The 25,261-nt window shown below is 61.8% G+C and carries 22 protein-coding genes; 10 read left to right on the top strand and 12 right to left on the bottom strand.

The window, feature by feature from the left end:
- Positions 1-69: 69 nt before the first annotated feature.
- The 3 genes from EIH26_RS06855 to ilvA all read right to left on the bottom strand — a co-directional run bounded on the left by EIH26_RS06855 (position 70) and on the right by ilvA (position 3,589).
- Positions 70-855, bottom strand: coding sequence for an SDR family oxidoreductase (locus EIH26_RS06855; RefSeq protein ID WP_124061466.1), 786 nt, complete (start codon positions 853-855; stop codon positions 70-72).
- A 10-nt stretch (positions 856-865) separates the two neighbouring features.
- Positions 866-2,191, bottom strand: a complete 1,326-nt coding sequence (locus EIH26_RS06850; RefSeq protein WP_124061465.1) for a coproporphyrinogen III oxidase family protein — start codon at positions 2,189-2,191, stop codon at positions 866-868.
- 186 nt (positions 2,192-2,377) lie between these two features.
- Positions 2,378-3,589 carry a threonine ammonia-lyase gene (gene ilvA, locus EIH26_RS06845; RefSeq protein WP_124061464.1) on the bottom strand — a complete coding sequence of 404 codons (1,212 nt, stop codon included), beginning with the start codon at positions 3,587-3,589 and terminating at the stop codon, positions 2,378-2,380.
- 100 nt (positions 3,590-3,689) lie between these two features.
- Here ilvA and EIH26_RS06840 point away from each other — a divergent pair, with 100 nt between their 5' ends.
- The 3 genes from EIH26_RS06840 to EIH26_RS06830 all read left to right on the top strand — a co-directional run bounded on the left by EIH26_RS06840 (position 3,690) and on the right by EIH26_RS06830 (position 6,574).
- Positions 3,690-4,067, top strand: a complete 378-nt coding sequence (locus EIH26_RS06840; protein ID WP_124061463.1) for a RidA family protein — start codon at positions 3,690-3,692, stop codon at positions 4,065-4,067.
- Between the two features lie 484 nt (positions 4,068-4,551).
- The gene (locus EIH26_RS06835) at positions 4,552-5,127 is read left to right on the top strand and encodes a xanthine phosphoribosyltransferase (protein WP_124061462.1); all 576 of its coding nucleotides are present in this window, start codon (positions 4,552-4,554) and stop codon (positions 5,125-5,127) included.
- 76 nt (positions 5,128-5,203) lie between these two features.
- Positions 5,204-6,574: a uracil-xanthine permease family protein gene (locus EIH26_RS06830; RefSeq protein ID WP_241152802.1), complete on the top strand. Its 1,371-nt coding sequence runs from the start codon at positions 5,204-5,206 to the stop codon at positions 6,572-6,574.
- Between the two features lie 24 nt (positions 6,575-6,598).
- On the opposite strand, the gene EIH26_RS06825 is transcribed toward EIH26_RS06830, so the two are convergent.
- The 3 genes from EIH26_RS06825 to EIH26_RS06815 are packed head-to-tail and all read right to left on the bottom strand — an operon-like array spanning position 6,599 to position 9,834.
- A complete protein-coding gene (locus EIH26_RS06825; protein WP_124061460.1) occupies positions 6,599-7,435 on the bottom strand; it encodes a tRNA (guanosine(46)-N(7))-methyltransferase TrmB in 837 nt (278 codons plus the stop codon).
- A gap of 17 nt (positions 7,436-7,452) precedes the next feature.
- Positions 7,453-8,553 carry an endonuclease/exonuclease/phosphatase family protein gene (locus tag EIH26_RS06820; protein ID WP_124061459.1) on the bottom strand — a complete coding sequence of 367 codons (1,101 nt, stop codon included), beginning with the start codon at positions 8,551-8,553 and terminating at the stop codon, positions 7,453-7,455.
- 48 nt (positions 8,554-8,601) lie between these two features.
- A complete protein-coding gene (locus EIH26_RS06815; protein WP_124061458.1) occupies positions 8,602-9,834 on the bottom strand; it encodes an MFS transporter in 1,233 nt (410 codons plus the stop codon).
- A gap of 201 nt (positions 9,835-10,035) precedes the next feature.
- On the opposite strand from EIH26_RS06815, the gene EIH26_RS06810 reads away from it, so the two are divergent.
- The 4 genes from EIH26_RS06810 to EIH26_RS06795 all read left to right on the top strand — a co-directional run bounded on the left by EIH26_RS06810 (position 10,036) and on the right by EIH26_RS06795 (position 14,798).
- The gene (locus tag EIH26_RS06810; RefSeq protein WP_124061457.1) at positions 10,036-11,028 is read left to right on the top strand and encodes an asparaginase; all 993 of its coding nucleotides are present in this window, start codon (positions 10,036-10,038) and stop codon (positions 11,026-11,028) included.
- Between the two features lie 152 nt (positions 11,029-11,180).
- A complete protein-coding gene (locus EIH26_RS06805) occupies positions 11,181-12,614 on the top strand; it encodes a Na+/H+ antiporter NhaC family protein (protein WP_124061456.1) in 1,434 nt (477 codons plus the stop codon).
- A gap of 58 nt (positions 12,615-12,672) precedes the next feature.
- A complete protein-coding gene (locus tag EIH26_RS06800; protein ID WP_124061455.1) occupies positions 12,673-13,374 on the top strand; it encodes a response regulator transcription factor in 702 nt (233 codons plus the stop codon).
- On the top strand, positions 13,371-14,798 hold the full coding sequence (locus EIH26_RS06795; RefSeq protein WP_124061454.1) for an ATP-binding protein: 1,428 nt from the start codon (positions 13,371-13,373) through the stop codon (positions 14,796-14,798). The genes EIH26_RS06800 and EIH26_RS06795 overlap by 4 nt, the downstream gene beginning before the upstream one ends.
- Here EIH26_RS06795 and EIH26_RS06790 read toward each other — a convergent pair.
- The 3 genes from EIH26_RS06790 to pdxS all read right to left on the bottom strand — a co-directional run bounded on the left by EIH26_RS06790 (position 14,770) and on the right by pdxS (position 17,400).
- A complete protein-coding gene (locus tag EIH26_RS06790) occupies positions 14,770-15,822 on the bottom strand; it encodes an inorganic phosphate transporter (RefSeq protein ID WP_124061453.1) in 1,053 nt (350 codons plus the stop codon). The two genes, EIH26_RS06795 and EIH26_RS06790, sit on opposite strands and share 29 nt — an antisense overlap.
- A 122-nt stretch (positions 15,823-15,944) precedes the next feature.
- Positions 15,945-16,511: a pyridoxal 5'-phosphate synthase glutaminase subunit PdxT gene (pdxT, locus tag EIH26_RS06785; protein WP_124061452.1), complete on the bottom strand. Its 567-nt coding sequence runs from the start codon at positions 16,509-16,511 to the stop codon at positions 15,945-15,947.
- Positions 16,512-16,515: 4 nt separating this feature from the next.
- Positions 16,516-17,400: a pyridoxal 5'-phosphate synthase lyase subunit PdxS gene (gene pdxS / locus EIH26_RS06780; RefSeq protein ID WP_124061451.1), complete on the bottom strand. Its 885-nt coding sequence runs from the start codon at positions 17,398-17,400 to the stop codon at positions 16,516-16,518.
- A 118-nt stretch (positions 17,401-17,518) separates the two neighbouring features.
- Between pdxS and EIH26_RS06775 the strand changes: the two genes are divergently transcribed.
- Together EIH26_RS06775 and EIH26_RS06770 are read left to right on the top strand one after the other, a co-directional pair.
- Positions 17,519-19,000: a PLP-dependent aminotransferase family protein gene (locus EIH26_RS06775; RefSeq protein WP_124061450.1), complete on the top strand. Its 1,482-nt coding sequence runs from the start codon at positions 17,519-17,521 to the stop codon at positions 18,998-19,000.
- 91 nt (positions 19,001-19,091) lie between these two features.
- Positions 19,092-19,511, top strand: a complete 420-nt coding sequence (locus tag EIH26_RS06770) for a peptide deformylase (RefSeq protein WP_124061449.1) — start codon at positions 19,092-19,094, stop codon at positions 19,509-19,511.
- Here EIH26_RS06770 and EIH26_RS06765 read toward each other — a convergent pair.
- A complete protein-coding gene (locus EIH26_RS06765; RefSeq protein ID WP_124061448.1) occupies positions 19,508-21,142 on the bottom strand; it encodes an amidohydrolase in 1,635 nt (544 codons plus the stop codon). The genes EIH26_RS06770 and EIH26_RS06765 overlap by 4 nt on opposite strands.
- 149 nt (positions 21,143-21,291) lie before the next feature.
- Positions 21,292-22,197, bottom strand: a complete 906-nt coding sequence (locus EIH26_RS06760) for a LysR family transcriptional regulator (protein ID WP_124061447.1) — start codon at positions 22,195-22,197, stop codon at positions 21,292-21,294.
- Between the two features lie 90 nt (positions 22,198-22,287).
- Between EIH26_RS06760 and EIH26_RS06755 the strand changes: the two genes are divergently transcribed.
- Complete coding sequence (locus tag EIH26_RS06755; protein WP_124061446.1) at positions 22,288-23,157, top strand: DMT family transporter; 870 nt, start codon at positions 22,288-22,290, stop codon at positions 23,155-23,157.
- A 114-nt stretch (positions 23,158-23,271) separates the two neighbouring features.
- Here EIH26_RS06755 and EIH26_RS06750 read toward each other — a convergent pair whose 3' ends face one another.
- A complete protein-coding gene (locus EIH26_RS06750) occupies positions 23,272-25,227 on the bottom strand; it encodes a leucine-rich repeat protein (protein ID WP_124061445.1) in 1,956 nt (651 codons plus the stop codon).
- Between the last annotated feature and the right edge of the window lie 34 nt (positions 25,228-25,261).

The following is a 25,261-nucleotide window of genomic DNA, read 5'->3' as shown; positions in this document are numbered from 1 at the left end:
GCATCGTCCCATCGAAACCTCGGGCCGCCGTCCTGGAAGGGGGGCGGCCCGAGGTGTTTTTCGAGACCTTTACGCCTTCTGCGTTCCCATCGTCCGAAAGGCAAGGCGGCGCACAACCGCGCGAGGAAGGAACCGCACGCCGAAGGCGACGATCTTGTTGGTCAGCCCCGGAACGACGATCGCCTTTCCTCGCGACAGACCCCTGAATCCCTCTTCGGCGATATGCGCCGGCGTTTTGCAGGGAAGGGCGTCAAGCAAAGGAGACGCTTCGGCGCCGGCAACCTTCCAAAACCCGGTTCTGATCGGGCCGGGGCAAAGCGCCGTGCAGGATACCCCGGTTCCCGATAGTTCGGCAAAGAGCGCTTCGGAAAGCGATAAAACGTATGCTTTCGTAGCGAAATACGAGGCCATAAGGGGTCCGGGCATGAACGCGGCCACCGAAGCGACGTTGAGGATCGCGCCGGATCCGCGTTTTAGCATATCGGGGAGCACGCCGCGGCAAAGCTCGGTGAGGCAGCGCACGTTGAGATCCACCATGTGCAGGGTCTTCTCGCGGCTTGCATCGGCAAACGGGGAGATATCGCCGATCCCGGCGTTGTTTACCAACGCCTCCACCTCGATTTTCTGCGCGCGGGTAAATGCGAGCAAGCGCTGCGGCGCGTCAGGCTGGGCGAGGTCCAGCGCGATCCAGCGCGCTTCGATTCCGTAGGTTTCGGCAAGCTCGGCGGCTTTCTCGCGCAAACCGAGCTCCGAGCGCGCAACAAGGAGCAGGTTGTATCCCTCGCGTGCGAAGATGCGTGCGAATGCTGCTCCCAGCCCGCCCGAGGCTCCGGTTATAATCGCCGCTCGCTGCATGGAAGCCTCCTTACGCGTTCGCTCCGTCTTCGAATTGCAGGATGCGCTCGTCGCCGGAAAGCGCCGCGCGCGCTTGGTCGCGCAGGTTGTTCAAGCCGCTGAGGAACTGGCGATACATGACCAGCGTGAGATAGCGCCCCTTGGGCGTAAGCGTCAGTTCGAACTCGTCGTCGGTTGCGAATGCGCGATGCGCGCGCATGAACGCCATCTCCATCGGCAGGCCGTTCTCGACGGTGGTGCCGAACACGCGCTGGAACTTCTTCTTGTCCAGATGCAGGTTGTACAGGTTAAGCACGAACTGGTAGCGCATGAGGTCGGTTGCGCTCATCATGCACTTCTGCTTTACCGACATGCGCCCGCTTTCGATGCAAGAGCTGTATTCGTCGAGGCTGAAGGTGTTGACGTACAGGGTTCCGTTCAGGTGCGTGATGGCTCCCGATCCGATGGCGGGGTATTCGTCGTACTGGACGGCGTACTCGTCCACCATCAGGTTGCGCTCGCGTTCTGCAAGCTCGTTGTTGCGGTTGAACGTCCACAGCGTGCGGCGCTCGAACAACGGGTCGTCGCCTCCGGTCAAAACGCCGTCGATGATCTGGTAGAAGCGGTACTCTTTGTCGTAGTCCATGGACCCCAGGCGCTCGACCATCTTCTGGGTGGTTGCGTTCGAGATGTACAGAGGCGAGAACGTGGTTTGCTGGCATCCGCACAGCGAGATCTTCTCGAGATCGGAGAACAGCACGTCTTCGGTCTGCGAGGGGAAGTTGAATATCATATCCACGTTGAGTGAGTCGAAATAAGGCGCGGCCTCTCCGATGCGTTCGAGGATCTCCGCGCCGCTTCCGTACTTCTTGTAGCGGTCCATCTGCTTGAGCAGCGTGTCGTCGAAGCTCTGGACGCCCACCGACAGGCGCTGGACGCGCCCCTTCATCTTCTCCAGGTACGGGGGTATCAAATGGTTGGGATTGGTTTCGGACGACACCTCCCTGATGCTGAAGGTCTCGCGAGCCAGGTCGAGCGTTTCGCACAGCTCGTCGATCATGATGGTGGGGGTTCCGCCGCCCACGTAGATGCTCTCGAAGTCGTAGCCGAGATCTTTGAGCATGAGCATTTCCCGGCGCATGTTCTTGAAATACGGGCGAGCGACCTCCTCGCGATACGGGTAGCGGTTGAAGCTGCAGTAGGGACACAGAACCTGGCAGAACGGCACGTGCAGGTACAGCATGTACGTGCGTGCGGGATCGGCCTGCGGCAGATGCGTCTCGGTGGTGGGAACCATCGCCAGATGGCTTTTGGTCATGTTCTTGATGAGCTTGGTGAGCAGGCGTTCTGAAAGCATTAAATCCCTCTTGTCGGTTGGTCGCACGCGGCGCTGCCGCGCGCCGGGTGCTTGTATACAAAGCAGTAGTCGGCTTCGGCTCCCTATGCGGTCTTGGCGAGTCGTATGACGTCGTCTTTCACGGTACCTCCCTTTTCCCGGGCTCATCGGGGGCCGAAAGCGGTTGCGAAACGGCCGTTTCCGAAGCTAGAGCTGGGTTTGGATGATCTCGGTTTCCAGCCCCGCATCCTTGAGCGCTTGAACGATCTGGTACTTGTGATCGTGTCCGAACGCTTCGATGGTGAGGCGAAGCTCCACGGCGGCATTGCGGTTCGCGCAGACGAACTGGTTGTGATCGAGGCGAATGACGTTGCCGTTGCTGGCCGCGACGGTTTCGGCTACGCGAACCAGCTCGCCGGGACGATCGGGCAGAAGCACCGATACGGTGAAGATGCGGTCGCGCATGATGAGGCCGCGCTGAACGACCGACGACATGGTGATGACGTCCATGTTGCCGCCCGATAGGATGCTTACCACCTTCTTGTCTTTCACGCCGAGATGGGACAGCGCCGCCACGGTAAGCAGGCCCGAGTTCTCGACTACGGTTTTGTGGTTCTCCACCATGTCGAGGAAGGCGACGATCAGCTCGTCGTCTTCGACCGTGACGATATCGTCGAGGTTGTCGCAAAGATGGGAAAACAGCTTGTCGCCCGGCTCGAGCACCGCGGTGCCGTCTGCGATCGTGTTGGCGTGATCGAGCTTCACCACCTCTCCTGCGGCGAACGAGGCCTTCATACAGGCCGCCCCGGCCGGTTCGACTCCGATCACCTTGATGTTGGGGTTCAGCAGTTTGGCAAGTGTGCTCACTCCCGTGGCCAGCCCGCCGCCTCCGATGGGCACGAGGATGTATTCGACGAGGGGCAGCTCTTGGACGATCTCCATGGCGATGGTTCCTTGGCCGGTAGCCACGGTAAGGTCGTTGAACGGGTGGATGAAGGTGTATCCATGCTGATCGGCTAGCTGGTAGGCATGTTCGCACGCCTCGTCGTACACTCCTCCGGCAAGCACGACGTCGGCGCCGTAGGCCTTGGTGCGCTCGACTTTGATGAGCGGCGTGGTGGTGGGCATGACGATGGTCGCCTTTGCGCCGAACTTCTGAGCGGCGTAGGCCACGCCCTGCGCGTGGTTGCCCGCGCTTGCCGTGATCAGGCCCCGCGACCGCTCTTCGTCGGAGAGGGTCGATATCTTGTAATAGGCTCCGCGCACCTTGTAGGCCCCCGTACGCTGCATGTTCTCGGGCTTGAACCAAACGCGGTTGCCCGTCACCTCCGAGTAGTGGGCGCTGTAAATGAGTTTGGTCTCCTGCGTTACCTGACGGACTATTTCGGCGGCCTCTTCGAATTTTTCCAACGTCAACATGCAAGATCCCTTTCAGCTTTACTATCGTGCATCGTGCGGTATAGGATAAAACAAGCAAGCTCTCAGTATCCTCCTGATTCGCGCTCGAAAGGTCCGCGTCATGCAAATCGTCAGCACTCCTCACGCTCCCGCCGCAATCGGGCCCTACGTCCAGGGCAACGTGGCCGGCGGCTTTCTGTTCGCAAGCGGCCAGATCCCCCTCGATCCCGAAACCGGAGAAGTCGTCGGAAGCGACATCAAATCGCAGACGGCTCAGGTTATGAGGAACGTGTCTGCGATTCTCGAGGCTGCCGGCTCTTCGCTCGATCAGGTGGTGAAGACTACCTGCTTTCTTGACGATATGGACGATTTCGCCGCGTTCAACGAGGTGTATGCGGAAAGCTTTTCCTCGCACCTTCCCAGTCGCTCGGCGATCGAGGTGGCGCGTCTGCCCAAGGGCGTTCTGGTCGAAGTCGAAGTCATCGCCGTCGTCGGCTAGATCCGCGGCCTTCGATGATTGAGGAAGGTCGCGTAGCCCAGCAGGGCCCTTCGGCTGCGGTGGAACCGCTATTCTCGGCTCGCAAGCGGGTGAGGGATCGATACCGTGCGCGTGCGCATCGACGATGAGGGAATGATCCCGCACGATCGCTCTGGGCGTGAGGGCGGGATATCTGGTCCTGCCGCCTCATCTTGCGGTTCGGTTCGTTAACGAAGCTGCGGGACCCAGGGCGGCTGCAGGCTGGTTATCGGGTACGCCGGCATGCCCGCCGATACGGTGTCCGAAGCGCTCGATGTGCTTCTTGCCCCCGAATCGCGTTCGATGGAGGGGAAGCGGTAGCGTCGGAAACGCGTATCCGATAACGTATCGATCGATGCGAACTCCGAGTCCGATCGGTCGTGCAATGTGGCAGAATAGAGAAATTGACGTATCGTAGCCTAAGCGCAGCCGCCCGTTGCGCTTATCGTTGTCGCAGGGGGCGATCATGGAGATTTTGAAGAAGCGCATTATCGAGGACGGCGTCGTGAAGCCGGGCCGGGTGCTCAAGGTCGATTCGTTCCTCAACCATCAGATGGATATCGCCCTGTTCCAGGAGATGGCGCGAGAATGGAAGCGTCGCTTCGCCGGTGTCGACGTCAACAAGATCATGACCATCGAGGCGTCCGGCATCGGTATCGCCGCGATCGTGGCAGCCGAGTTCGGCCTGCCCGTCGTGTTTGCGAAGAAGGCCCATTCCATCAATCTGGACGGCTCGGTGTACACCTCGAAGATCCACTCGTACACCCATCAGCGCGACTACGATGTCATCGTTTCCAAAAAGTACATCGGAGCGCAGGACCGGGTGCTCATCATCGACGACTTTTTGGCGAACGGATGTGCCATGGACGGTCTCGTCGAGATATGCGAACAGGCTGGAGCCTGCGTCGTCGGCATCGGCATCGCCATCGAGAAGGGGTTTCAGCAGGGAGGGGCGGAGCTGCGCGCTCGCGGGTTGCGCGTGGATTCGCTTGCCGTCATCGAGAGCATGGACGACCAAACGGGGGAGATCTCGTTTCGATAACCGATTTTGCGCAAACGTGCCGTTCGCGCCATGAAGGGCGACGGCATGTTCCATTGAATAGCGAGAGAGGATGATCGTGCCGTCAGATTCAAACGCCGCCGAGGCCGCCGTGAGCGCCGAGCTCGGGAAATTCAGGGGAAGCATTTCGATCGCCCGGGCCTTGCCCTACGGCCTTCAGCACGTCCTTGCGATGTTCGTGGCGAACCTCGCCCCCATCGCCATCGTATGCGGGGCCGCCGGACTCGATTCCGCCCAGACGGCCATGCTCGTTCAAAATGCGATGATCGTCGCGGCTATCGGGACGCTGGTGCAGCTGTACGGGCCGTGGCGCGTGGGAGGCAAGCTTCCCATCGTCATGGGCGTAAGCTTCACGTTCGTGACGGTGATCTGCGGCATCGCGGCGACGTACGGATATCCTACGGTAGTGGGCGCCGTAATCGCGGGCGGCATCGTAGAGGGGGTCCTGGGCCTGTTCGCCAAGTATTGGCGGCGCTTCATCAAGCCGGTCGTGTCCGGCGTCGTGGTGACCTCCATCGGCTTTTCGCTTCTGTCGGTGGGAGCGACGTCGTTTGCGGGCGGTGCGGGTGCAGCCGATCTGGGATCGCCTGCCAACCTCGCGCTGGGCTCGCTTTCGCTGGTGTCCTGCCTGGCGTTCCAGGCGTTTGCGCGCGGGTCGCTCAAGCAGCTCTCGGTTCTGTTCGGCCTGTTTGTGGGTTATATCGCCGCCCTCGTTACGGGTCAGGTCGATTTTTCGGCCTTCAACGGGATCGGCGTCGTCTCGCTTCCGCATATCATGCCGTTCGCACCCGAGTTCAACGTTGGGGCCATCGCTTCGCTCGTGCTGCTGTATTTGGTGAGCGCCGCCGAAACCATCGGCGATACGGCCGCGGTCACGTCGGTTGGATTCGATCGCGAACCCGAAGAGCGCGAGTACCAGGGTTCTATCGCAGCCGACGGGTTCACTTCGGCGGTCGCCGGAGTGTTCGGATGCACGCCTTTGACCTCGTTCGCTCAGAATATCGGCCTGATCGCGATGACGCGCGTGGTGAATCGCCGTGCTTTGGCGTGCGGGGCGGGCGTGCTTTTGCTTGCAGGGTTCGTTCCGGCCATCAGCGCCGTGTTCAGCAGCCTTCCCGATGCGGTTCTGGGCGGCTGCACCATCATGATGTTCGGCTCTATCATCGTCGCCGGCTTCCAGATGATCGCCAACGCCGGGTTCTCCCAGCGCAACATCACCATCGCGGCAACCTCGCTTGCTATCGGCATCGGGTTTACCCAGGTAGGAGGTATATTCGCCTCGTTTCCCGATATCGTTCAGACCGTCTTCGTGGGTAACAGCGTCGCCCTGGCGTTCGTGGTCGCGCTGGTTATGGCCAACGTCCTGCCCGATACCATGCACGTGAGCGGGGCACTGGTATCCGAGGATCGATCTTCCTCGGAAGACTAGGAAGCGGCACCCGCCTTCCGCTCCCTAACGCGGCGGCGCGCATCGAGCGCGCTTTCGGGCAAGTCGGTTTCTCATGTTCTCGATAGCGTTTTCCATCCCGTGGGGGATGTAGCGGAGGTCGTCCAGGTTATCGGGCAAAAAGTCGAACAGGCTCGCGTCATAGCGCGCCTGAGCTCGCGCTTGGTCGAGGGGGGTGCGGTCGGGCACGGCTTCGAGTGCGAGTACGCGCGCTCCCTTGGCGGTGAGTTTGCGTTCGTATTCGGTTGCGGGAAGGTGCGAGGCCGAGCTGCGGTGGTCGAACGAAACCCAAGTGATCGTGTAACCGGCGTCTTGGAACTGGGTGAGGCTGTAGTCCAACAGCGGGCGGCTGTCTGTGCGCAGTAGGATGCTGCCCCCGTCTTTCAAGACACCGCGGTATTCCATCAGCCTGCGGTAATGAGTGAGCCTGAAGGCGGCTTTCTTCTTCTGGGGAAACGGGGTGGGGAAGTTCATGGTAATTTCGTCCACCTCTCCGGCGCCGAACAATCGGCCGAGTCTCGGATCGCTATCCAACGGAAACAGCGCGTTTTCCAGATCGGCATCGCATGCAAGTTCGGCGCCGTGCATCGAACACACCGGCTCCGCATCGACGCCCACGAACAGGGTGTCGGGTTGGAGGGGTGCGCGGCCGGCGATGAACGAGCCTTTGCCGCATCCCAGATCGATGCAGATGCGCTCGAAGGGGGCGCGGTTGGGACGCGCGCAAGCGCACCAGGCGCCTTTGAAGGTTTGCGGGTCGCGGACGACCCATGCTTCGACGGCCGAAAGGCGCTTTTCCAGGTCGAAGTTAGCGTGCTTGCGCGATCGAGCGGTGCGCGTCATGGGATCTCCCGTCGAAATCAGGAAAGCTCGAAGGTCAGCTTCACCGGGTTGTGGTCGCTGAAGGAGAAATCGTTTTCGATGTTTTCGGCGGTGGCACGCACGTTGTCGGAAACGATGAATCCGTCAACCGTAGCGGTGTAGGTGACGCCCTTCTCGTAGGGGATGTCGCAGCCGCGGCAGGTGGCGACATCGGCCAGGTTGCCGGGTTTCACAATCGAAAAGCCCGCCGGCAGGTCCTCATCGCCCATGACCGCCACCCATGCGGGAACTTGCTGTTCGGATGGGTACAGATCGACGCTTCCGGCAAGTGCGTGGTTCCAATCGCCTCCGCAGACGACGTAGTTGCCGGCCGCCGCTTCCTCCTCGAGCAGCGATTTCAGCAGCTCCAGTTGGCGAGCGCGCACCAGGCCGCTTTTGTCGTAGGCCGACATGTGGCTGTTGACGAGGACGAGCTCCCTTCCGTTGTCGACGGGCATCCTCATCACCTGAAAACAGCGATCGAGGTCGAAGAACTTGGTGGGAAACGATTCGTCGATGGGATAGCTGCGCCTTTGGGCGCTGCTGATACCGGCCTTTGCAAGGGTGAGAAGCCCCGCGTTCACTGTTCCGTGGGGCTCGTTGAACGGATAGGCCAGAAACGCGCTGTGAAAGTTCGACGACCAGGCTGATGCATGAGCGGGGAAGGCCTGCTCAAACTGGGACTTCTGGTTCACATGGAAGCTGCGGTCGGAGTCGGTGTCCACTTCCTGGAGCAACGCGAAGTCGGGATCGATCGTCTTGACCAGATCGATGTCGCCGGTCGTGCAATCCCGTACGCTCTGCTCGCTTACGGCACGGCCGTGGACACCCTTGGTTTCGGTTCCGTCGGCCATCGCGCCTTCGTCCATGAAGAAGGTGTAGTCGGGCGTGTAGGCCCCGAAGCCGATGTTGTAGGAAACCGCCGTATAGGTCGCACGAGCCTTGAGGCCTTCGGACGAGTTGTTCTCTATTTCGATGGCCTGGTTGTCGGGGACGCGGTAATACGTGGCCTGAAGGTATGCGGCATAGGCGGCAAGCGCCAGCAGCAAGGCCAGCACCGAGGCGCCGAGGCCAATGAGGATGCGTCGGAAAAGCGGCATGAGGGCTCCTTGTCGAATCGGGGCGCAGATCGGCTATTATCGCTTACATCAAGACGATTCGCCGTGCGCCTTCGGCATTTTATCGAGGATCTTCGATCCTACGGGACCGACCAGGATGAACGTGATCGCCAAAAGCATGATGCCGGCAAACAGCGAGGGCGCCCCGGTGCCGATGACGTGGTTGGGCCACAGCGGAATCGAGGCGATGGGCGCTCCGAATCCGGCGAACAGGTTCAGCGAAAAGGTGATGAGGGCCGAAGCGGCCCCGGCGTTGCGCTTGCACGAGCCCATGAGGACGACGTAGGCGAACGCGCGCCCCATGCCGCTGGCGATGATGAAGAAGGCGCATCCGAAGAGGAAGGCCACCGGAGAGGTGGTGCCGACGGCGATGACGAGCCCTCCTGCGAGCGCGAGCAGCCCTCCGATGGTGATCATGATGGCCAGGGGGGACACCTTTCTCGAAAGCCGCTCGTAGATGAAGGGCGCGGCCAACTCGATGAGGATGGCGATAAAGTAGCAGATGCTGTATCCGATGTAGTCCAGCGAGAAGAACTGGAGATAGACGTAAGAGCAGGTGAGCAGGTAGGTGCCGAACGTGAGCGGAGCCATGCAGAGAGCGCCCAGAACAAGCATGAACGAGCGGTCGCGCGCGATATCGAACACCAGTCCCAGGGAACCGACGATGCTGATATCGGCGCGCTGGTCGAGCGGGAGCGTTTCTTCGAGGGCGAGCGTCCAGAGAAAACAGGCGGCGGACAGGATTGCAAGCAGGATGTAGATGCCCCTCCATGAGGCGAACGTGAGCAGGAGGGATCCCAGGAACGGAGCGACCAGCGGGCCGAGCACCGCGAAGGATTGCGAGACCGTTACGGCCGAGGCGAGCTTGTCGGCGTTGAACCGATCGCGCAGCACCGCCATGACGGTCGAGATGATGAGGCCGCCCGCGCTTCCTGCGAAAATCCTCAAGGCGATGAGCTGGTCGGGCGAGGTGGCGCACGCGCACGCCGCATTCGCAACGATCACGAGAACGGCGGCGATCAGCAAAGGCGCGCGCCGACCCACCTTGTCGGTAAGGGGACCGCCCAGAAGGGATCCGAATGCGAGGCTGAGCGTGTTGGCCATCATGGTGGAGTTGATGACGGCTTCGGTGGTGTTGAATTCGGCGACGAGGGTGGGAAGGGCGGGAAGGTACATGTCGGCTGCAAGCCAGATCACCGTTATCCAGATGCTTGCCAGCATGACCGTTTGCCTGTCGCCCATGCGACGTTTGACGTTGCCCATCGTGTCTTGCGCCCGCTTTCACGTGTAATTGCAAAAAGAAGAGTGTAGCGCGTTTTGGGAAGTTCCGGGGTGTCGAGCGAAGCTGTCGGATGCGGCGAGGGCCCGTGCTTTGAAGCGGAGTGCGTTTCGGGTATGCTTCGGGAGGCCGTTGTGCGCATCGAGGATGACCGCACATCGCACATATGTGGAAACGGAGGTTCAATGCGCGTTCATGTGACGTATGCCGGGGGTACGATCGGCATGGTCGAATCGGTTAGGGGCCTGGTTCCGGGAGCCGATGTGCGCACATGGCTTTCCGAGGTTGCCGCCCTTGCCGGCCTTGAAAATTCATCCATCGGGTTTTCCCAGATCGAACCTCCCATTGATTCTTCGAGCGCCGGACCGGATCAGTGGCGGTCGCTGGTTGAGAATCTTACGGCCCACCGTGATCGGGCCGATGGGTTCGTCGTGCTGCACGGAACGGACACCATGGCCTATGCGACGTCCGCCTTGAGCTTTGCCCTGGCGTCGTTTGGCAAGCCCGTCGTTTTCACGGGGTCGCAGCTGCCCGCCCGAAGCGCGGGATCCGATGCCTTTTCCAACATGGCGGGCGCCCTCTCGGCGGTTCTCAGCGGACGTGCAGAGGGCGTGTCGTTGTTCTTCGGTCGGCACCTGTTTCGGGGAAATCGCGTTATCAAGCGATCTACCTGGGATTTCGAAGGATTTGAATCGCCCTGTGCAGCGCCTTTGGCATGTGCGGGTGCCCCGTGGGAGTGGGCGGGTGTCGATGCGGTCTGTTCGGGCTGGCCCGATCCGCTTCCGTTTCGCCGCTGCGATATCGCGGTCGTCGATATCGTGCCGGGCATTTCGGTCGCGCGCCTCGAGACGGTTCTGGATCCGCTGCCCGAGGCGGTTTTGGTGCGCGCGTACGGAGTGGGTAACGCCCCTGTCGGCGAACCCGGTTTCTCCGAGCCGTTCGAACGCCTTTTCGCGTCCGGCGTGCCCATCGTTATATGCTCTCAGTGCGCGCAGGCATCCGTCGCCCTGGGGCGCTACGAGGCGAGCACGGCGTTTCCGCGCGAAGGGGCGGTAGGTGCCCGGGATATGACGTTCGAGGCCGCTTACGCCAAGGCGGCGTTCCTGCTTTCCCAGGGTTTTCGGGGAAGGGAGTTTCTGAGGTGGATGGAGCGCTCCATCGCAGGCGAACTGGGCTGATCGGCCGCGAGCGCCTTCAACTGCGGTTGCGGCGGTGTCGTTTGATGCCGACCTGGCCGCACCCGCGCGATGGCCTCCGTCGCGGTTTCGGAGCCATCCTCGGTGGCGTTATGAGATAATCCGATAACTACCGTCGAAAACGAAAGGGTGTCATGAACGAGAAGCGCGAAACGGGTCAGGCTGAGAGCGCCGCTGCGGCCACTGCCGTCGAGCAGGCCAAGGTCCGTATGGAGGAAGGGGCTGGCATCAAGCCCAATGCGGCCGCGTTGCTTCCCATCGCGGTGTTTCTTGCCCTGTATCTGGGGACGGGTGTGTACTTCGAGTACATCAGCCCCATCGAAGGCCAGATGGGCTTCTACATCATCTCGGTGGTCGTCGCCTTCATGATCGCGCTCGGCGTTGCGCTCGTTCAGAACCGGGGCTTGAGCTTCGACGAGAAGATCCGCTGCTGCGCGCGCGGCATCGGAGACGAGAACATCGTGATCATGCTGTTCATCTTCCTGTTCGCCGGCGTGTTCAGCGGCCTTGCCAGCCAGGCGGGAGGCGCTCAGAGCACCGCGAACATGATGCTGTCGGTTATTCCCGGCAACTTCGCGGTTCCGGGACTGTTCTTCATCGCGGCCGTTATCTCGCTTGCCATGGGAACGAGCACGGGCACGGTTTCGGTGCTTACGCCCATCGCGGTGGCTACGGCGGTCAATGCCGACCTCAACCTCGCGTTCTGCGTGGCCAGCGTCGTGGGCGGCGCCATGTTCGGAGACAACCTCTCGTTCATCTCGGACACAACCATTGCGGCGACGAAGACCCAGGGCGCCGCCATGAAGGATAAGTTCTACGAGAACGCCAAGATCGCCATTCCGGCGGCGATCGCGACGCTTGCCGTGATCACGTTGGCGAGCGCTTCGTCGGCGCCGGCCTCGGTTGGGGCCTACGAGTTCGACGTCGTGCTGGCCCTCCCGTATTTCGCGGTGCTGGTGCTGGCCATGACGGGTATGAACGTGCTTTTGGTTCTCACTATCGGCATCGTGCTCATGACGCTTGCCGGAGCGTGGGCCCAAAGCCTCTCGTTCATCACGGCTTTCACGGCGATGGGTTCGGGAGCCACCGGCATGTTCGAGACCATGATCGTCACCATCTTGGTCGCCGCGATCGGCGCGCTCATGCGCCAGCACGGTGGGTTCGCGGCTATTCTGCGCTTCATCAAGGGGCACTTCAAGGGGCGGCGCGGCGGCATGGCCGGCATCGGCTTGCTGGTGCTGCTGCTGGACGTGGCAGCGGCGAACAACACGGTGGCCATCGTTATGTCGGGATCGGTTACCAAGCAGATCAGCGATGAGTACGGCGTTTCCCCGCGCGAGGCGGCGTCGTTGCTCGATACCTGGTCGTGTATCGGGCAGGGCATCATACCCTACGGAGCCCAGCTGCTGATCGCCGCGGCTATCGCGGGCATCTCATCGGTATCCATCATTCCGTTTCTGTTCTACCCGTTTTTGCTGGCGGTGGGCATGATCGTATACGTGGCCACCGATGGCCTGCGGTTTCTGAAGCGGGGAGGGAGCGCGTCCTCGGAATCGCGTTCAAGCTAAGGGTTCCGTGGTATCTTCTACTCTCGATGTTCTTCGAACCGCGCGATGGAGCTCCGCCTTGATTTACTACGTTGAAGATGATACCGATATCCGCGAGCTGGCCCTGTACGCGCTGCGCCAAGCCGGTTTGGAGGTGCGCGGCTTTTCGGAGGCTGCATCGTTTTGGGAGGCTTTGGGGGAATCGAAGCCCGATCTGGTGATGCTCGATATCATGCTGCCGGGGGAAAGCGGGTTGGATACCTTGAGGCGCCTGCGCGCCCATGATGCAACCGCCTACATTCCCGTGATGATGCTGACGGCCAAAGGCACCGAGTACGACAAGGTGATCGGGCTTGATGCGGGAGCGGATGACTACCTGGTGAAGCCTTTCGGCATGATGGAGCTGGTAAGCCGCTGCAAGGCGTTGATCAGGCGCGCCGGAGCTCCGGCCGTAGCTTCGGGCGAGCCGGAGGTGACGTGCGGAGCGGTGTCGCTCTCGCCTCAGGCGCGCAGGGTTTCGGTTGCGGGAGCCCAGCTCGATCTGACGGTCAAAGAGTTCGATCTTCTGAAGACCCTCATGGAGCATGCGGGAACGGTGCTCACGCGCGAGGTTCTGCTCGAGCTGGTATGGGATATCGCGTTTGTGGGCGAGACGAGAACGGTCGATGTTCACGTGCAGACGCTGCGCCGCAAGCTCTCCGAGGCGCACTCGGGTGCCGGGTCGCTTATCCGCACCGTGCGCGGCGTGGGCTACTCCTTCGATCCCGAGGCGGGTCGATGAGGCGCTTCGCGCGCATCCGGGCGTTTTTCGATACGCTTACGGGTCGTATCTTTGCAAGCCTCGCCATCGTCACAGCCGTGGCGTTGCTGGTGTTCTTTCTTATCGCGTCTGCGGTTTCCTACAGCGTATACGAGGGATCGGCCGAGCGCGTTTTGCGCGACGAGGTGGCGCGTGCAGCAGCTGTGCTCGGACCGCTGCCGGTCGAGGAGCGTGCGGGCGTCGCGATCGATCAGTTCGCCGCCGACCGCATCACGCTCATCGATGCCGAGGGTAACGTGGTGTTCGACTCGCAGGCTCCCGATGCGGCTCTCTCCAACCACGGGACGCGTCCCGAGATCCAGCGCGCGAAAAACGGACCCGATGCGGTGGTGCTCCGACATTCGGAGACGCTCGACACCGATATTCTGTTCGCTGCGGTCCAGCTTGACGACGGGGGTTTTGTGCGCCTGGGTCAGACCCGCCAGTCGTTGGCCTCGCTCGTTCAGGGGGAGATCCTTCCCTTGGCGGCGGCTCTCGGAGCTATGATGCTTGTCATGCTGGCGTTTTCGCGGGTTCTCTCGAACCGCATCGTCGATCCCATCGCTTCGCTCGACGTGGAGGCGCCCCTCAGCAACCGGGTGTATCCCGAATTGCGTCCGCTTCTCGTGCGCATGGACGAACAGCGGGTTCTGCTGCGCTCCCAGAACGAAGAGCTCGAATCGGCTGCGAACATGCGCCGCGAGTTCTCGGCCAACGTGAGCCATGAGATGAAGACGCCATTACAGGTGATCAGCGGTTATGCCGAGCTGATGGAAAACGGGCTGGTATCTGTCCCCGACCAGGAGCGGTTCGGAGGGATCATCCACAGAGAGGCTCAGAACATGCGCGCTCTCATCGACGATGTGCTCACGCTTTCCAAGCTCGATGAACCGACGCTTGATCGGCAGATGATGCCGGTGAACCTTTACGCTCTTGCCGAGGCGGTGAAAACCCGTCTTATCGCCATTTCGTCCCCGAAGGGGGTCGTCGTGCGCGTATCGACCGACAGCGCGTCTTTGTGCGAGGTGCCGGGCGCCAGGATGCTGCTCGAGCAGATGGTATACAACCTCCTTGACAATGCGATCAGGTACGCTCCCGCCGATTCGCAAATCGATGTCGTCATTTCAAGTGGGGGGGAATCGGTTGGGCTGTCGGTGATCGACCGTGGTCCGGGAATTCCGCCCGAGCTGAGCGAAGCGGTGTTCCAGCGCTTCTACCGCATCGATAAGAGCCGCAGCAAGGAAACGGGCGGCACGGGATTGGGGCTGGCCATCGTCAAGCATGTGGTGGAATTGCATGACGGCACCATCGAGCTGAGCGAAACGCAAGGAGGAGGCGCTACGTTTACGGTGCGCCTTCCCAAAGACCGGATCGTCCCTACATCAGAAACAGGAACAGATAGGTGAACGCGTAGGCCAGAAGACCGCACCCGGGAAACGTCAGAACCCAGGTGAGCACCATCGAGCCTGCAAGGTTCCACTTCACGGCACGCAGGCGCTTCTCGGCGCCGACGCCCATGATGGCGGTGGTCTTGGTGTGGGTGGTGGATACCGGCATGCCGGTGAACGTGGCCAGGCCGATGCAGAAGCAGGCCGACAAGCAGGCTGCGAATCCCTGGTACTGCTCCATCTTCACCATGCTCATGCCCACCGATTTGATGATCTTGCGACCCCCCACGGCGGTACCCAGGCTCATGACGGCCGATACCAGCAGCACGAGCCATATCGGGAATCCGCCGCTCATGTCGGCGGATCCGTAGACCCCCAACATGATGGCCAGCATGCTGAGGGAGAGAAACTTCTGACCGTCCTGGGCTCCGTGAAGCAGCGCGACTCCGGCACCCGATACGATCTGAGCCCACTTAAAAAAACGCTCGGCATGCGGTCGGGGAACGTCGGCGCAGGTAATCTTTATAAGACGGGTGAACAGCCATCCGGTGGCAAGGCCCAGCACGGTGGAAATGACCAGACCGTAGATAACCTTGACCCATTCGGCCCCGTTCACGCCGCTCAGGCCGCCCTGCAGCGCTATCGCCGCCCCGGTGATGCCGGCGATAAGCGAATGGCTTTGGCTGGTGGGAATCCCGAAGGCCCAGGCCGCCGCTCCCCAGACGATGATGGCGACCATCGCGGCGGCAAGCGCGACGAGGGCCTGCCGGTTGTCCCCGCCGAAATCGACCATGCCGAAGATGGTTTGCGCCACGGCCGTGGACACCATGGTGATGGCGAACAGGCCGATGAAGTTGAACACCGCCGCCATGGCGATGGCGGGTGCGGGGCGCATAGCCCTGGTTCCGACGACGGTTGCGATGGCGTTGGGGGCGTCGGTTGCTCCGTTGACGACGGTTGCCCCCATGCACAACAAGACGATGAGTCCCAAAACCGGGTTGGACGCTATTGCAGAGCCAACTGCGACGATGTCGATGCCCATGAGTTTCCTTCCGTCGATGCCGGGCCGCTTGGCTGCGAGCCCGACGCACTCTAGGTGCCGGCCTTCATGGTGACCGATCGACGTAAGGGGGCATTAAGTCGAAGGTAAAGGGAGTGTAAAGTTTAAAGCGACAAGAACAGCTCGTGCACTCCCATGTCTGCATCGAGCTCGGGATGGAACGCGAGGCCCATCTGGTTTCCCTGGCGCACCGCGACGGGCTCTCCCCGATGGAAGGCGAGAACTTGCGCAGATTCTCGCACCTTCGTTATGCGGGGCGCTCGGATGAAGGTAAAGGGAAGCTCCCCTGCATCCGCGAACGTTCCCACGGTACGGAAGCTGCCCAGCTGGCGGCCGTACGCGTTGCGCGCGACGGACACGGAAAGCGTCGCGAAGGAAGGGAAGGGGCTGTCTTTCTCCCCCTCGATCCTCTCGGCAAGCAGGATGAGCCCCGCGCAGGTGCCCAACGTCGGCATTCCGTCGAGGATGCGGCTTCTCAAAGTTTCAAACAGGCCGTCCTCATGGATCAGTCTTCGCTGCACGGTGCTTTCCCCACCGGGTAGGATCAACCGATCGAAGGGGAGGTCGAGGTCGCGAGCCTGACGGATTTCGACGACGGGGGCACCCAGGGCGCTCATCTTTCTCTTATGTTCGACGAACGCTCCCTGGATGGCCAGTATTCCAACGGTCATGAGGCTACCTGCCGCGCTCGGCCATGAGGATCTCGATTTCGCCTTCGTTGATTCCGACCATGGCTTCTCCCAGATCCTCCGACAGCGCCGCGATGCGCTCGGGGTCTTCGAAGTTCGTGACGGCCCCCACGATCGCGCGCGCACGCTTTTCGGGGTCGCCGCTTTTGAAGATGCCCGATCCGACGAATACGCCTTCGGCGCCCAGCTGCATCATAAGGGCGGCGTCGGCCGGGGTGGCAACGCCTCCTGCGGCAAAATTGACCACGGGCAGTTTGCCTGCGCCATGGACGAACCTGATCAGCTCGACGGGAACCTGGAGGCGTTTGGCCTCTTCGAACAGCTCGTCTTCCCTGAGCGAGACGACGTGGCGAATCTGGCTGTTGATCAGGCGCATGTGGGTGACCGCCTGCACGATGTCGCCGGTTCCGGGTTCGCCTTTGGTACGGATCATCGAGGCTCCCTCGGCAACGCGGCGCAGCGCCTCGCCCAGATCGCGCGCGCCGCAGACGAACGGCGCCCTGAACGCCGTCTTGTCGATGTGGTAGACGTTGTCGGCGGGGGAGAGCACTTCGCTCTCATCGATGTAGTCGATGTCGATGGCTTCGAGGATCTGGGCTTCGACGAAATGCCCGATCCGGACCTTCGCCATAACCGGGATGGACACGGCTTGCTGGATGCCTTTGATCATGCGCGGGTCGCTCATGCGGGACACGCCGCCGGCGGCGCGGATGTCGGCGGGGATGCGTTCGAGGGCCATGACCGCGGCTGCTCCGGCCTCCTCGGCTATGCGCGCTTGCTCGGGCGTGGTGACGTCCATGATGACGCCGCCTTTGAGCATCTGGGCGAGTTCGCGGTTGAGCTTGCCGCGATCTTCTTTGGTTTCTTCCATGCGATCTCCTTTCGCGGGTTTGGCCTTTGCCTAGGGTAAGATACTTTTGGATATAGCGTTATAGTCAGTTTACGATTAAATAATAAGGCCAGTTTTCAAACCGGGAGGCCGACAGCCTATGCTGACCTATGATCTGTCCCGCCGCGACGGCGCGGCGCTCTATGATTACCTGTACCGTTGTATCAGATGCGATATCGAACAGGGAGCCATTGCGTTTAACCAGAAGCTTCCCTCGAAACGATCGCTTGCCGAACACCTGGGCGTGAGCCTGGTTACCGTCGAGGGGGCCTACGCTCAGCTGGTCGCCGAGGGTTATGTGCGCGCGGTGCCGCGTACGGGCTACTTTGCCGAAGCGCTGCCTGCGATACCGTCCGCGGACGATCTTCGAGAATCGGCGAATGTAGGCCGCGATGGTTGCCCGAACGGCCCCGGGACGGGCGATAAGCGCGTTGAGGGGGATTTCTCCGAGCGCATTCGCGACGATCGGTACGACAAGGAAAGCCGAAGCGCGCCTTTCGAGGCGCGCACGGCTCGGGTGTGGGCGCGTGCCGTGCGTCGCGAGCTCGCGCTTTTGCAAGACGCCGGATTGTCCAGAGCGATGCCGCACCAGGGCTCGCCGCGTTTGCGTCGCGCAATAGCCCGGCATCTGAGAAGATTTCGGGGCATGGACGTCGATCCGGCGCGCGTCGTCGTGGGCGCGGGCGCCCAGGTGCTGTACAACCTGCTGGTCCAACTTGCGGGCCGCGACCGCATCTACGCCGTCGAAGACCCCGGGTATCCGCTTTTGTCCCGGCTCTACGAGGCGAACGAGGCGCGCGTCGCCTTTCTTCCCGTAGACGAGAGCGGGATGATCGTCGAGGGTCTGCGCACATGCGGGGCGCATGTCGCCCACGTTATGCCCTCCCACCAGTTTCCAACCGGAGCCATCATGTCGGTGTCCCGCCGTTACGAGCTTTTGTCCTGGGCGGCCGAGGATCCGGCGCGCATCATCGTCGAAGACGATTACGATTGCGAATTCAGGATGGCGGGCAGACCCGTTCCGTCGCTTCAAAGCATCGATTCGACCGGTTCGGTCGTTTACGCGAACACGTTCAGCAAGAGCCTGGGTTCGGATATGCGCATCGCCTACATGGTGCTTCCGCGTGTGCTGATGGAGCGCTTCGACGATCGGTTGGGATTCTATTCGAATACGGTCAGCTCGCTTCTGCAGGATTCGCTTGCGCGCATTTTGGAAACAGGGGAGTTCGAGCGTCATGCGTTGAAGCTGAAAACGGCGTACCGAACGGTGCGCGACGAGTTCATACGCCAGATCAGAAGCACGGATCTGGGGCGCTTCGTCAGCTTCGAGAACATGGACGGCGGCCTTCATTTCCTCATCGCGCTGGATCGGGCCCTGGCCGTGGATGCCGATGTCTTGTCCGATGAGCTTTTCAGGCGCTGCGCATCCCTTCGGCTGCTGTCCTCGTTTTCGCGTAAGCACGCATACCGCGGAGGGCAGGTGCGGATTGTCGCCGATGTTTCTCGCTTTTCCCACTCGGACGCGGTGAGCGCGGCGCGATCGCTGGAGCGGTCCATCGAAGCAGCGCGGATCGAGCGATAGCGTTTCTTTCGGGGTTTCTTTATGCGATACTTCGCCCGTGAGAAAAGCACGACGGTATCCGCACACACATGCGGGAAGGAGCGGTGGACAGATGATCAAACCCTTGGTGAAAGACGTCGAGTCGCTTTCGGTTCCCTGCGAACGGGCAAGCACCGCCGACGCCCAGCTTGCGCAGGATCTGCTGGACACCCTTGCGTCGCTTGACGAGGCGGCCTGCTTAGCCGCGAACCAGATCGGGGAAGCCAAGCAGGTGGTGGTGTATCTGGACTCCAGCGACCGTCCCCGCGTCATGTTCAACCCCGCCCTCAAAAGGGGACTGCGCCCTTCGCGCGTCGAGGAAGCCTGCCTGTCGCACGAGGCTCCCACCAAATCGACGCGCTTCGATCAGATTCTCGTCACCTATGACGAGCTGGTAGACGGCGCCCTCGTGCCCCGTAAGAAGGAGCTGCGCGGGTGGACCGCGCAGCTCGTCCAGCATATGATCGACCACTGCAAGGGAAAGCCGGTCTAGGAGCGGCTGTAGACGCACGCCCCTTCCACGTAGGTGGCCTCGATGCGCGCATCCAAGATGAGTTCGGGATCGCACGAGCTCAAATCGCGGTCGATCACCACGAAATCGGCCAGCTTGCCCGCTTCGATGGTACCCAGATCGTGTTCGCGCCCGGCCGCTCGCGCCGACCCCAGGGTATAGGCGCGCAGTGCATCGGCGGCCCCGATCTTTTCTTGAGGAACCCAGCCCTCGGGCGGATTGCCGTCGGGGATGGTCTTGCGCGTGATAGCCGTATACAGACCCGCGCGCGGGTCGATATCGGCTACGGGCGAGTCGGTTCCGAAGGCAAGCGTCGCCCCCGACTCGAGCAGCGCGGCGAACGGCCACATATAGGGAACGCGCTGGGGTCCGAGGTCTTTTTCGGGCGCTCCGGGATCGAGCGTGATATGCATGGGCTGCACCGCTGCGACGACGCCGAGCTTCGCCAACCGCGCGATATCGTCGGGCTGGAAGTTTTCGAGGTGCTCGATGCAGTGATGACGTCCTTCCGGAAGCGGTCCGAACGTGTTCAGGCCCTCCTCGAAGATATCCAGGATAACGTGGATGGCCTCGTCGCCGATCGCGTGCACGCGGACGGGTTGCCCCTCGGCGCAGGCCGCAAGCACCAGGTCGCGCATAACGGACGGATCGACGGTGGGCCGCCCGCAATCGCCTTCGAAGCGAGCGTTTGCGTAGGGTTCGTTCACCCAGGCGGTATGCTGGCTGGACACGCCGTCGAAGAACTGTTTGAAGCCGCATGCCCGAAGGCGGTTTCCGACAAGGTTTCTCTGCAGGTCGTGAAGCCGGCTGCGATCGTCGAGCAGCGTGGGGAACAGGTGCACGCGACAGGTGAGCTCTTCGCGGGCCAGCAGTTCGGCGAACAGGTCGTCTCGCACGAAATCCAGACCGGGTGCGGCCATGAGCGACATATCGCAGACCGAAGTCACGCCGTTTTCGGCCAGCTTCTTCAGAAAGCCGCGGTAGGCGTCCAAAAGCTCCTCGGTCAGAAACGACGCCACGATGCGCGGCATGAGCGCCATGGCCGCGGCTTCGCGCACGATGCCGGTAAGGCGACCTTCGTCGTCGCGATCGTAGCTTCCACCCTCAGGGGCGACCGATTCGTCCGAGAGCCCCAGCTCTTCGATAGCCAAGCTGTTCAGCCACAGCGTATGGGCGTCTCCCGAGTACATCGCCACGGGGCGATCGGGATACACGGCATCGAGGGAGCGCTTGGACGGCGTGGTGGGCGGATCCCAATGGGGCTGGCGCCATCCTTGGGCCAGAAGCCAGCCTGTTTCGGGGCGACGGTTCGCAAGCGGTGCGAGCGCATCGACGCAGTCCTGCTCGTTTCTTCCCCGGCAATGCAGGGCTAGAGGGGAGGAGTACAGCGCCGAGTGGAAGAAATGCAGATGGGAATCGTGGAAACCCGCGCAGACGAAGGCATCGCCCAGATCGACGATGCGTCCCCCCGCCCGCCCGCTCAGAGCATCGGCGTCCTCGTACGATCCGACGGCTGAGAACCTGCCGTTCTCGACGGAGAACGATCCCGGGTGCGCATCATCATCCAAACCTGTGAACAGGTATTTTGTTCGGTATACAACGTATTCGCTCATACAGTTCCTTTCATATCGGACGGTTCGACCAAAGCCTAGCATGTTTGGCTGCGCGCAGCTACGTCGTGCGCGCGTGCCTTTCCAAGCAGAGCGAAGGGGCGCGTCGAAGCATGACTGTCGCGGCCGAACATCATGTGCCCTCGTCGCCGCTAGCTTACGGTGAAGGCGTCGGTCCAGCGGGTTTTGCCCTCGTTTTCCCGAAGGATCTCGATAAAGGCGCGCGCGGCGGCAGTCGGTATACCGTCTCCGCGCCAGGCGATGCCGATGTTTCGCAGCGCCGGGATGTCGAGGGGCAGACACTTCACGTTGTAGGTGGTGCGCCGTATCGACAGCGACGGCATGATAGCCACGCCCAGCCCCGCTTCGACCAGCGCCAAGACGGCGTGGTTATCGCAGGTTGACAGGATGGGATCGATGTGAAGGCCTCGATCTTCGAACAGCTGGGCCACTTCCGACTCGTCTCCGTAGTCAAGCTCGATGAACGGTTCGTTTTCGAGCGAGGATATGGGAACCGCGCTTACCTTTGCCAGCGGATGGGAGGGGTTCACGACGGCGATGTAACAGTCGGTGACCAGTGCGTCTGCGCTCAGGCTTTCGTTCACGGGAAGCCATAGCGTCCCCAAATCGACGCGCCCCTCGGCCAGCCACAGCTCTATTTCGGAATAGCTTCCCAGCAGCAGTTCGAAACCCAGCGCGGGATGGGTTTTTCGCAGCGTGCTGATGGCGGTGGGAAGAACGTGGGTGGCCACGCTCGAGACGGTGCCGATGCGGACGGTTCCCGATTGAAGCCCCGCGATGTTGGCGGCTTCTTCGCCGAAGCCGTCGCATTCGGACAGGATGCGGCGGGCACGGGGGAGGAGCGCTCGTCCGTCCGACGTAGGCCGCACGCCGATTTTGGATCTTTCGAGGAGACGAAGTGTACAGGATGTTTCAAGATCGTGAATCATGCGGCTGATGCTTGAAACCGAATAGCCGAGCTTATCGGCGGCTGCGGCAATGCTACCGCTCTCAACTGCGCAAACGAAAGCACGAAGTTTTTTTGTCTCGGTATCCATCACGATTTCCCCTATCTTTGCAGTTTATGCAAAACAACATATCGATATTCTCACTTTTCAGTAGTTAAATCAAAGGGCATACTCCGCGCTATGAAGAAAGACTACCTGAAATACATCGCGGCGCTGCTGCTGTTCGGAACCAACGGAATCGTTGCCAGCGGAATCGGTTTGCCCAGCTACGAGATCGTTTTGTTCCGAGCGGGCCTGGGCGCTCTGTTCCTTGTTTCGGCGTTTTGCATCCTGCGCACGCCCCAGCTGCTGAACAATCCCCGCAAGCTCGGCCTCATCGCGCTGTCGGGCGTGTCGATGGGCGCGTGCTGGCTGTTCGCCTATATGGGGTATTCCGAGGCGGGCATCGGCCTGACGTCGATTCTGATCGCTCTCGGTCCGGTAGTGGTCATGGCCCTCTCGCCGCTCCTGTTCGGCGATGGGCTGCGCAAGCGGACGATCATCGGCTTCCTTGCGGTTTTGGCGGGCGTGGTCCTTGCCAACGGCGGGAAGCTGGAAGGCGGCGCGGCGGCCGGCATGGTGCACGGTATCTGCTCGGCACTTGCCTACGCTTCCATGATCCTTCTCAGCAAGAAGGCGGGAGACGCCGACGGTCTGGAAAGCTCCACCGTTCAGCTGGTGGCCGCATTCGCCACCGCAGCGGCGGGTATGGCGCTGTCCGGCACGGGCATTCAGGTGCCCGACAGCTCCGATATCGTCCCGGCGCTCATTTTGGGGCTGGTGAACACCGGTATCGGATCCTACCTGTATTTCAGCGCGGTCACCAATCTTTCGGCTCAGAGCGTGGCGGTGTGCAGCTACGTCGAGCCGGTAACCGCCGTGGTGATGGCGGCCATGGTTTTGGGAGAGAGCATGGTCGTTATCCAATGGGCCGGCGCCCTGCTCGTTGTCGGAGGAGCCGTGTTCTGCGAAGTGTCGAAGCGCTTCGCTTTCTCCCCGCATTTTCGGTAAAGCGCGCGAGGGGCGAGCCGATCAACCTCGCCCCGTCCATACCATCGCGCTTTTTCGCCAGGGTGGGGTCATGCGCCTTTGCAACAAGACGACAAGACGGGCGCACGACTCCACCTAGAGCGAGAACCTGCTTTTCGATGATACCTGTTTCGGCTGGGTTTTTGCATGCTGATCCATGAGGTACATGACGCAATCGATGCGGTTGTGTCGCCGAAGCAGCTCGATCTGGGCGTCGAACCGTCCGTTTGCCAAGAACCCGGTTTCGTACAGTTTGGCCACCTGGGAAAGGCTTCCTTCCCGGGCGATGCGCACAAGGGCTTCGTTTCCGAACCCTTCGAGCTTTTCGAGCAGGGTTCGAAGCGTCGCCTCCGAAAGTTCGACGGGCGTTTCGATTCGGTGGATGAGCGCCCCAAGACGGTCGGGTATGTTCTTTCCGCCTTCGAGCACCGCATCGTAGCGCGCGAAGTCGAAGGGGTCCTTATCCGCATCCAAAGCTTCCTCGTCGTGCCCGCTTCCCGGTCCGATGAAGCAGTTGAGCAATTGATCCGCGGGGATGTGGACGATCGCCCCGCTGCGGACGAAACGGCATACGGCGTACTCGAAGCTTCCGGTGCCGATCGAGCGAACCGAGGCGGGTATCTGGACGATTCCTTCCAGCTCGCGCGAGCAGAAGCAGTGCGCGCCGATGGTCTCGAGGCCTTCGGGCAGACTGAGGTTGCGTGTGCGCTTGAATGCGTTACCGTCCTCTATGCGGCGCACGGTGGAGGGAAGCGTTACGGTTTCAGCCGCGTGCTGCACGGCGTTGCGGGCTATGCGGCGCAAGGTGCGGCCCTCGACCGCACGGGGAGGCGCGAACACTTTGGCGTGCCCGTCGTGGCGCGATACGCCCGAAGCGGTTGCGGCGGACGGAACGATGGCGTGCGCTCCCTCGAGTTTTCGGATGGCGTTCGTTGCGAACTTCTGGGACACCGACAACCCCACGGCCGGGCCGCATACCAAGACGGCCTCGTCGCCGTCGAAATCGTACCACGCCTCGTCGAGGTGGATCGCATGGGGGCTTGCGATGCGTGCTCCCCGGCGCGCAAGCTGCCTTACGGATGCCGCGCCGGCGCCCACCCAGAGGGATCGGTCGAACGTGGTGGACTCTACCTGGCAAAGCGACGAAGGGTAGTGTACGCAGCCGGGCGCGGGGCATCCCTGTGGCCAGGCGCCGACATCGATCTCCTCCAGTCCGTCGGGCAGGACGAGGTTCGCCTCGCACGGGGCATCCCCGCAGACGAGCCGCCGCCCGTCTCGCGTGATTATGCCCGCGCACCCGTCTTGCCCGGTTTTCTCCAAGCGCAGGTACGTTTCGTTTTCCGGATCGACAGACCAGGTGCGTCGTTTCGAGCGAGGTGAGGCCGACGACATGTCGAAAGGATGCGAGCCAAGGTGCGCAACTCCCTTCCCGATGTGTATGAACTCGACCGATACGTGCGAGAACACCCCGTCCTCGATGTAGCAGACGCTTTCGGGCACGATGATGGCGCGCACGGCGATGCCCCTTGTCTTCAGGCGTCCGAAACAGCCGGAGCCGAGGCGCACGACGGGCGCATCGCCGATCCTCGCGGGAACGTTCACCACGATGTCGCGGCGAGTTCCCGTATTGTCGGCGAATCGATGCAGGTTGATGCCGGTTAGCTTGCAACCTCCCTCGCATCCGACGGCGCTGAACACGTTTTCAAGCGCCGAGGGGCGATCGGCGGGGCGATGCGGACGGGGTTCGGTCGCTTCGCGCTCGAGCTCGATATCGCTCATAAGCTCGTGGAGAACCTCCTCGTCCAGGCCCATGTTCAAAGATCCGCTGGACATCAGATCGCCCTTGGTGAAGTCGTCGCTGCTTGTTTCGGGTGATTCCCAGGTTGCGCGCGCGGCGGGGGTTTCCTCTTCCCATACGCGCTCCGACCCGTCGGCGCGGGTTTGGTCGACCAGAAGCGCCGGGGCAAGGGTCGCCCGGGTTGTGCGGGCTCGCGCGACGAGATCGGACAGCTTCGTGTCGTCATCGGCAAACAGCAGGTTGTTCTCGGCCATTTCCGTACCGCCTTACTGAAAGGGAGCGCCATGC

Origin of the sequence: Gordonibacter sp. Marseille-P4307 (genome assembly GCF_900604965.1) — a bacterium.
Classification (GTDB): Bacteria; Actinomycetota; Coriobacteriia; order Coriobacteriales; family Eggerthellaceae; genus Berryella.
The sequence above is the reverse complement of the archived record's forward strand: the minus strand, read 5'-3'. Positions and strand labels throughout refer to the sequence as shown.

Bases quoted from the DNA above. Each gene is read 5' to 3' on its own strand.
- EIH26_RS06855 (WP_124061466.1), bottom strand. From the start codon at position 855: ATGCAGCGAGCGGCGATTATAACCGGAGCCTCGGGCGGGCTGGGAGCA.
- EIH26_RS06835 (WP_124061462.1), top strand. From the start codon at position 4,552: ATGGAGATTTTGAAGAAGCGCATTATCGAGGACGGCGTCGTGAAGCCG.
- EIH26_RS06765 (WP_124061448.1), bottom strand. From the start codon at position 21,142: ATGAGCGAATACGTTGTATACCGAACAAAATACCTGTTCACAGGTTTG.
- pdxT (WP_124061452.1), bottom strand. From the start codon at position 16,511: ATGACCGTTGGAATACTGGCCATCCAGGGAGCGTTCGTCGAACATAAG.
- EIH26_RS06850 (WP_124061465.1), bottom strand. From the start codon at position 2,191: ATGCTTTCAGAACGCCTGCTCACCAAGCTCATCAAGAACATGACCAAA.
- EIH26_RS06805 (WP_124061456.1), top strand. From the start codon at position 11,181: ATGAACGAGAAGCGCGAAACGGGTCAGGCTGAGAGCGCCGCTGCGGCC.
- ilvA (WP_124061464.1), bottom strand. From the start codon at position 3,589: ATGTTGACGTTGGAAAAATTCGAAGAGGCCGCCGAAATAGTCCGTCAG.
- EIH26_RS06810 (WP_124061457.1), top strand. From the start codon at position 10,036: ATGCGCGTTCATGTGACGTATGCCGGGGGTACGATCGGCATGGTCGAA.
- EIH26_RS06840 (WP_124061463.1), top strand. From the start codon at position 3,690: ATGCAAATCGTCAGCACTCCTCACGCTCCCGCCGCAATCGGGCCCTAC.
- EIH26_RS06755 (WP_124061446.1), top strand. From the start codon at position 22,288: ATGAAGAAAGACTACCTGAAATACATCGCGGCGCTGCTGCTGTTCGGA.
- EIH26_RS06820 (WP_124061459.1), bottom strand. From the start codon at position 8,553: ATGCCGCTTTTCCGACGCATCCTCATTGGCCTCGGCGCCTCGGTGCTG.
- pdxS (WP_124061451.1), bottom strand. From the start codon at position 17,400: ATGGAAGAAACCAAAGAAGATCGCGGCAAGCTCAACCGCGAACTCGCC.
- EIH26_RS06795 (WP_124061454.1), top strand. From the start codon at position 13,371: ATGAGGCGCTTCGCGCGCATCCGGGCGTTTTTCGATACGCTTACGGGT.
- EIH26_RS06760 (WP_124061447.1), bottom strand. From the start codon at position 22,197: ATGGATACCGAGACAAAAAAACTTCGTGCTTTCGTTTGCGCAGTTGAG.
- EIH26_RS06815 (WP_124061458.1), bottom strand. From the start codon at position 9,834: ATGGGCAACGTCAAACGTCGCATGGGCGACAGGCAAACGGTCATGCTG.
- EIH26_RS06790 (WP_124061453.1), bottom strand. From the start codon at position 15,822: ATGGGCATCGACATCGTCGCAGTTGGCTCTGCAATAGCGTCCAACCCG.
- EIH26_RS06775 (WP_124061450.1), top strand. From the start codon at position 17,519: ATGCTGACCTATGATCTGTCCCGCCGCGACGGCGCGGCGCTCTATGAT.
- EIH26_RS06825 (WP_124061460.1), bottom strand. From the start codon at position 7,435: ATGACGCGCACCGCTCGATCGCGCAAGCACGCTAACTTCGACCTGGAA.
- EIH26_RS06750 (WP_124061445.1), bottom strand. From the start codon at position 25,227: ATGGCCGAGAACAACCTGCTGTTTGCCGATGACGACACGAAGCTGTCC.
- EIH26_RS06770 (WP_124061449.1), top strand. From the start codon at position 19,092: ATGATCAAACCCTTGGTGAAAGACGTCGAGTCGCTTTCGGTTCCCTGC.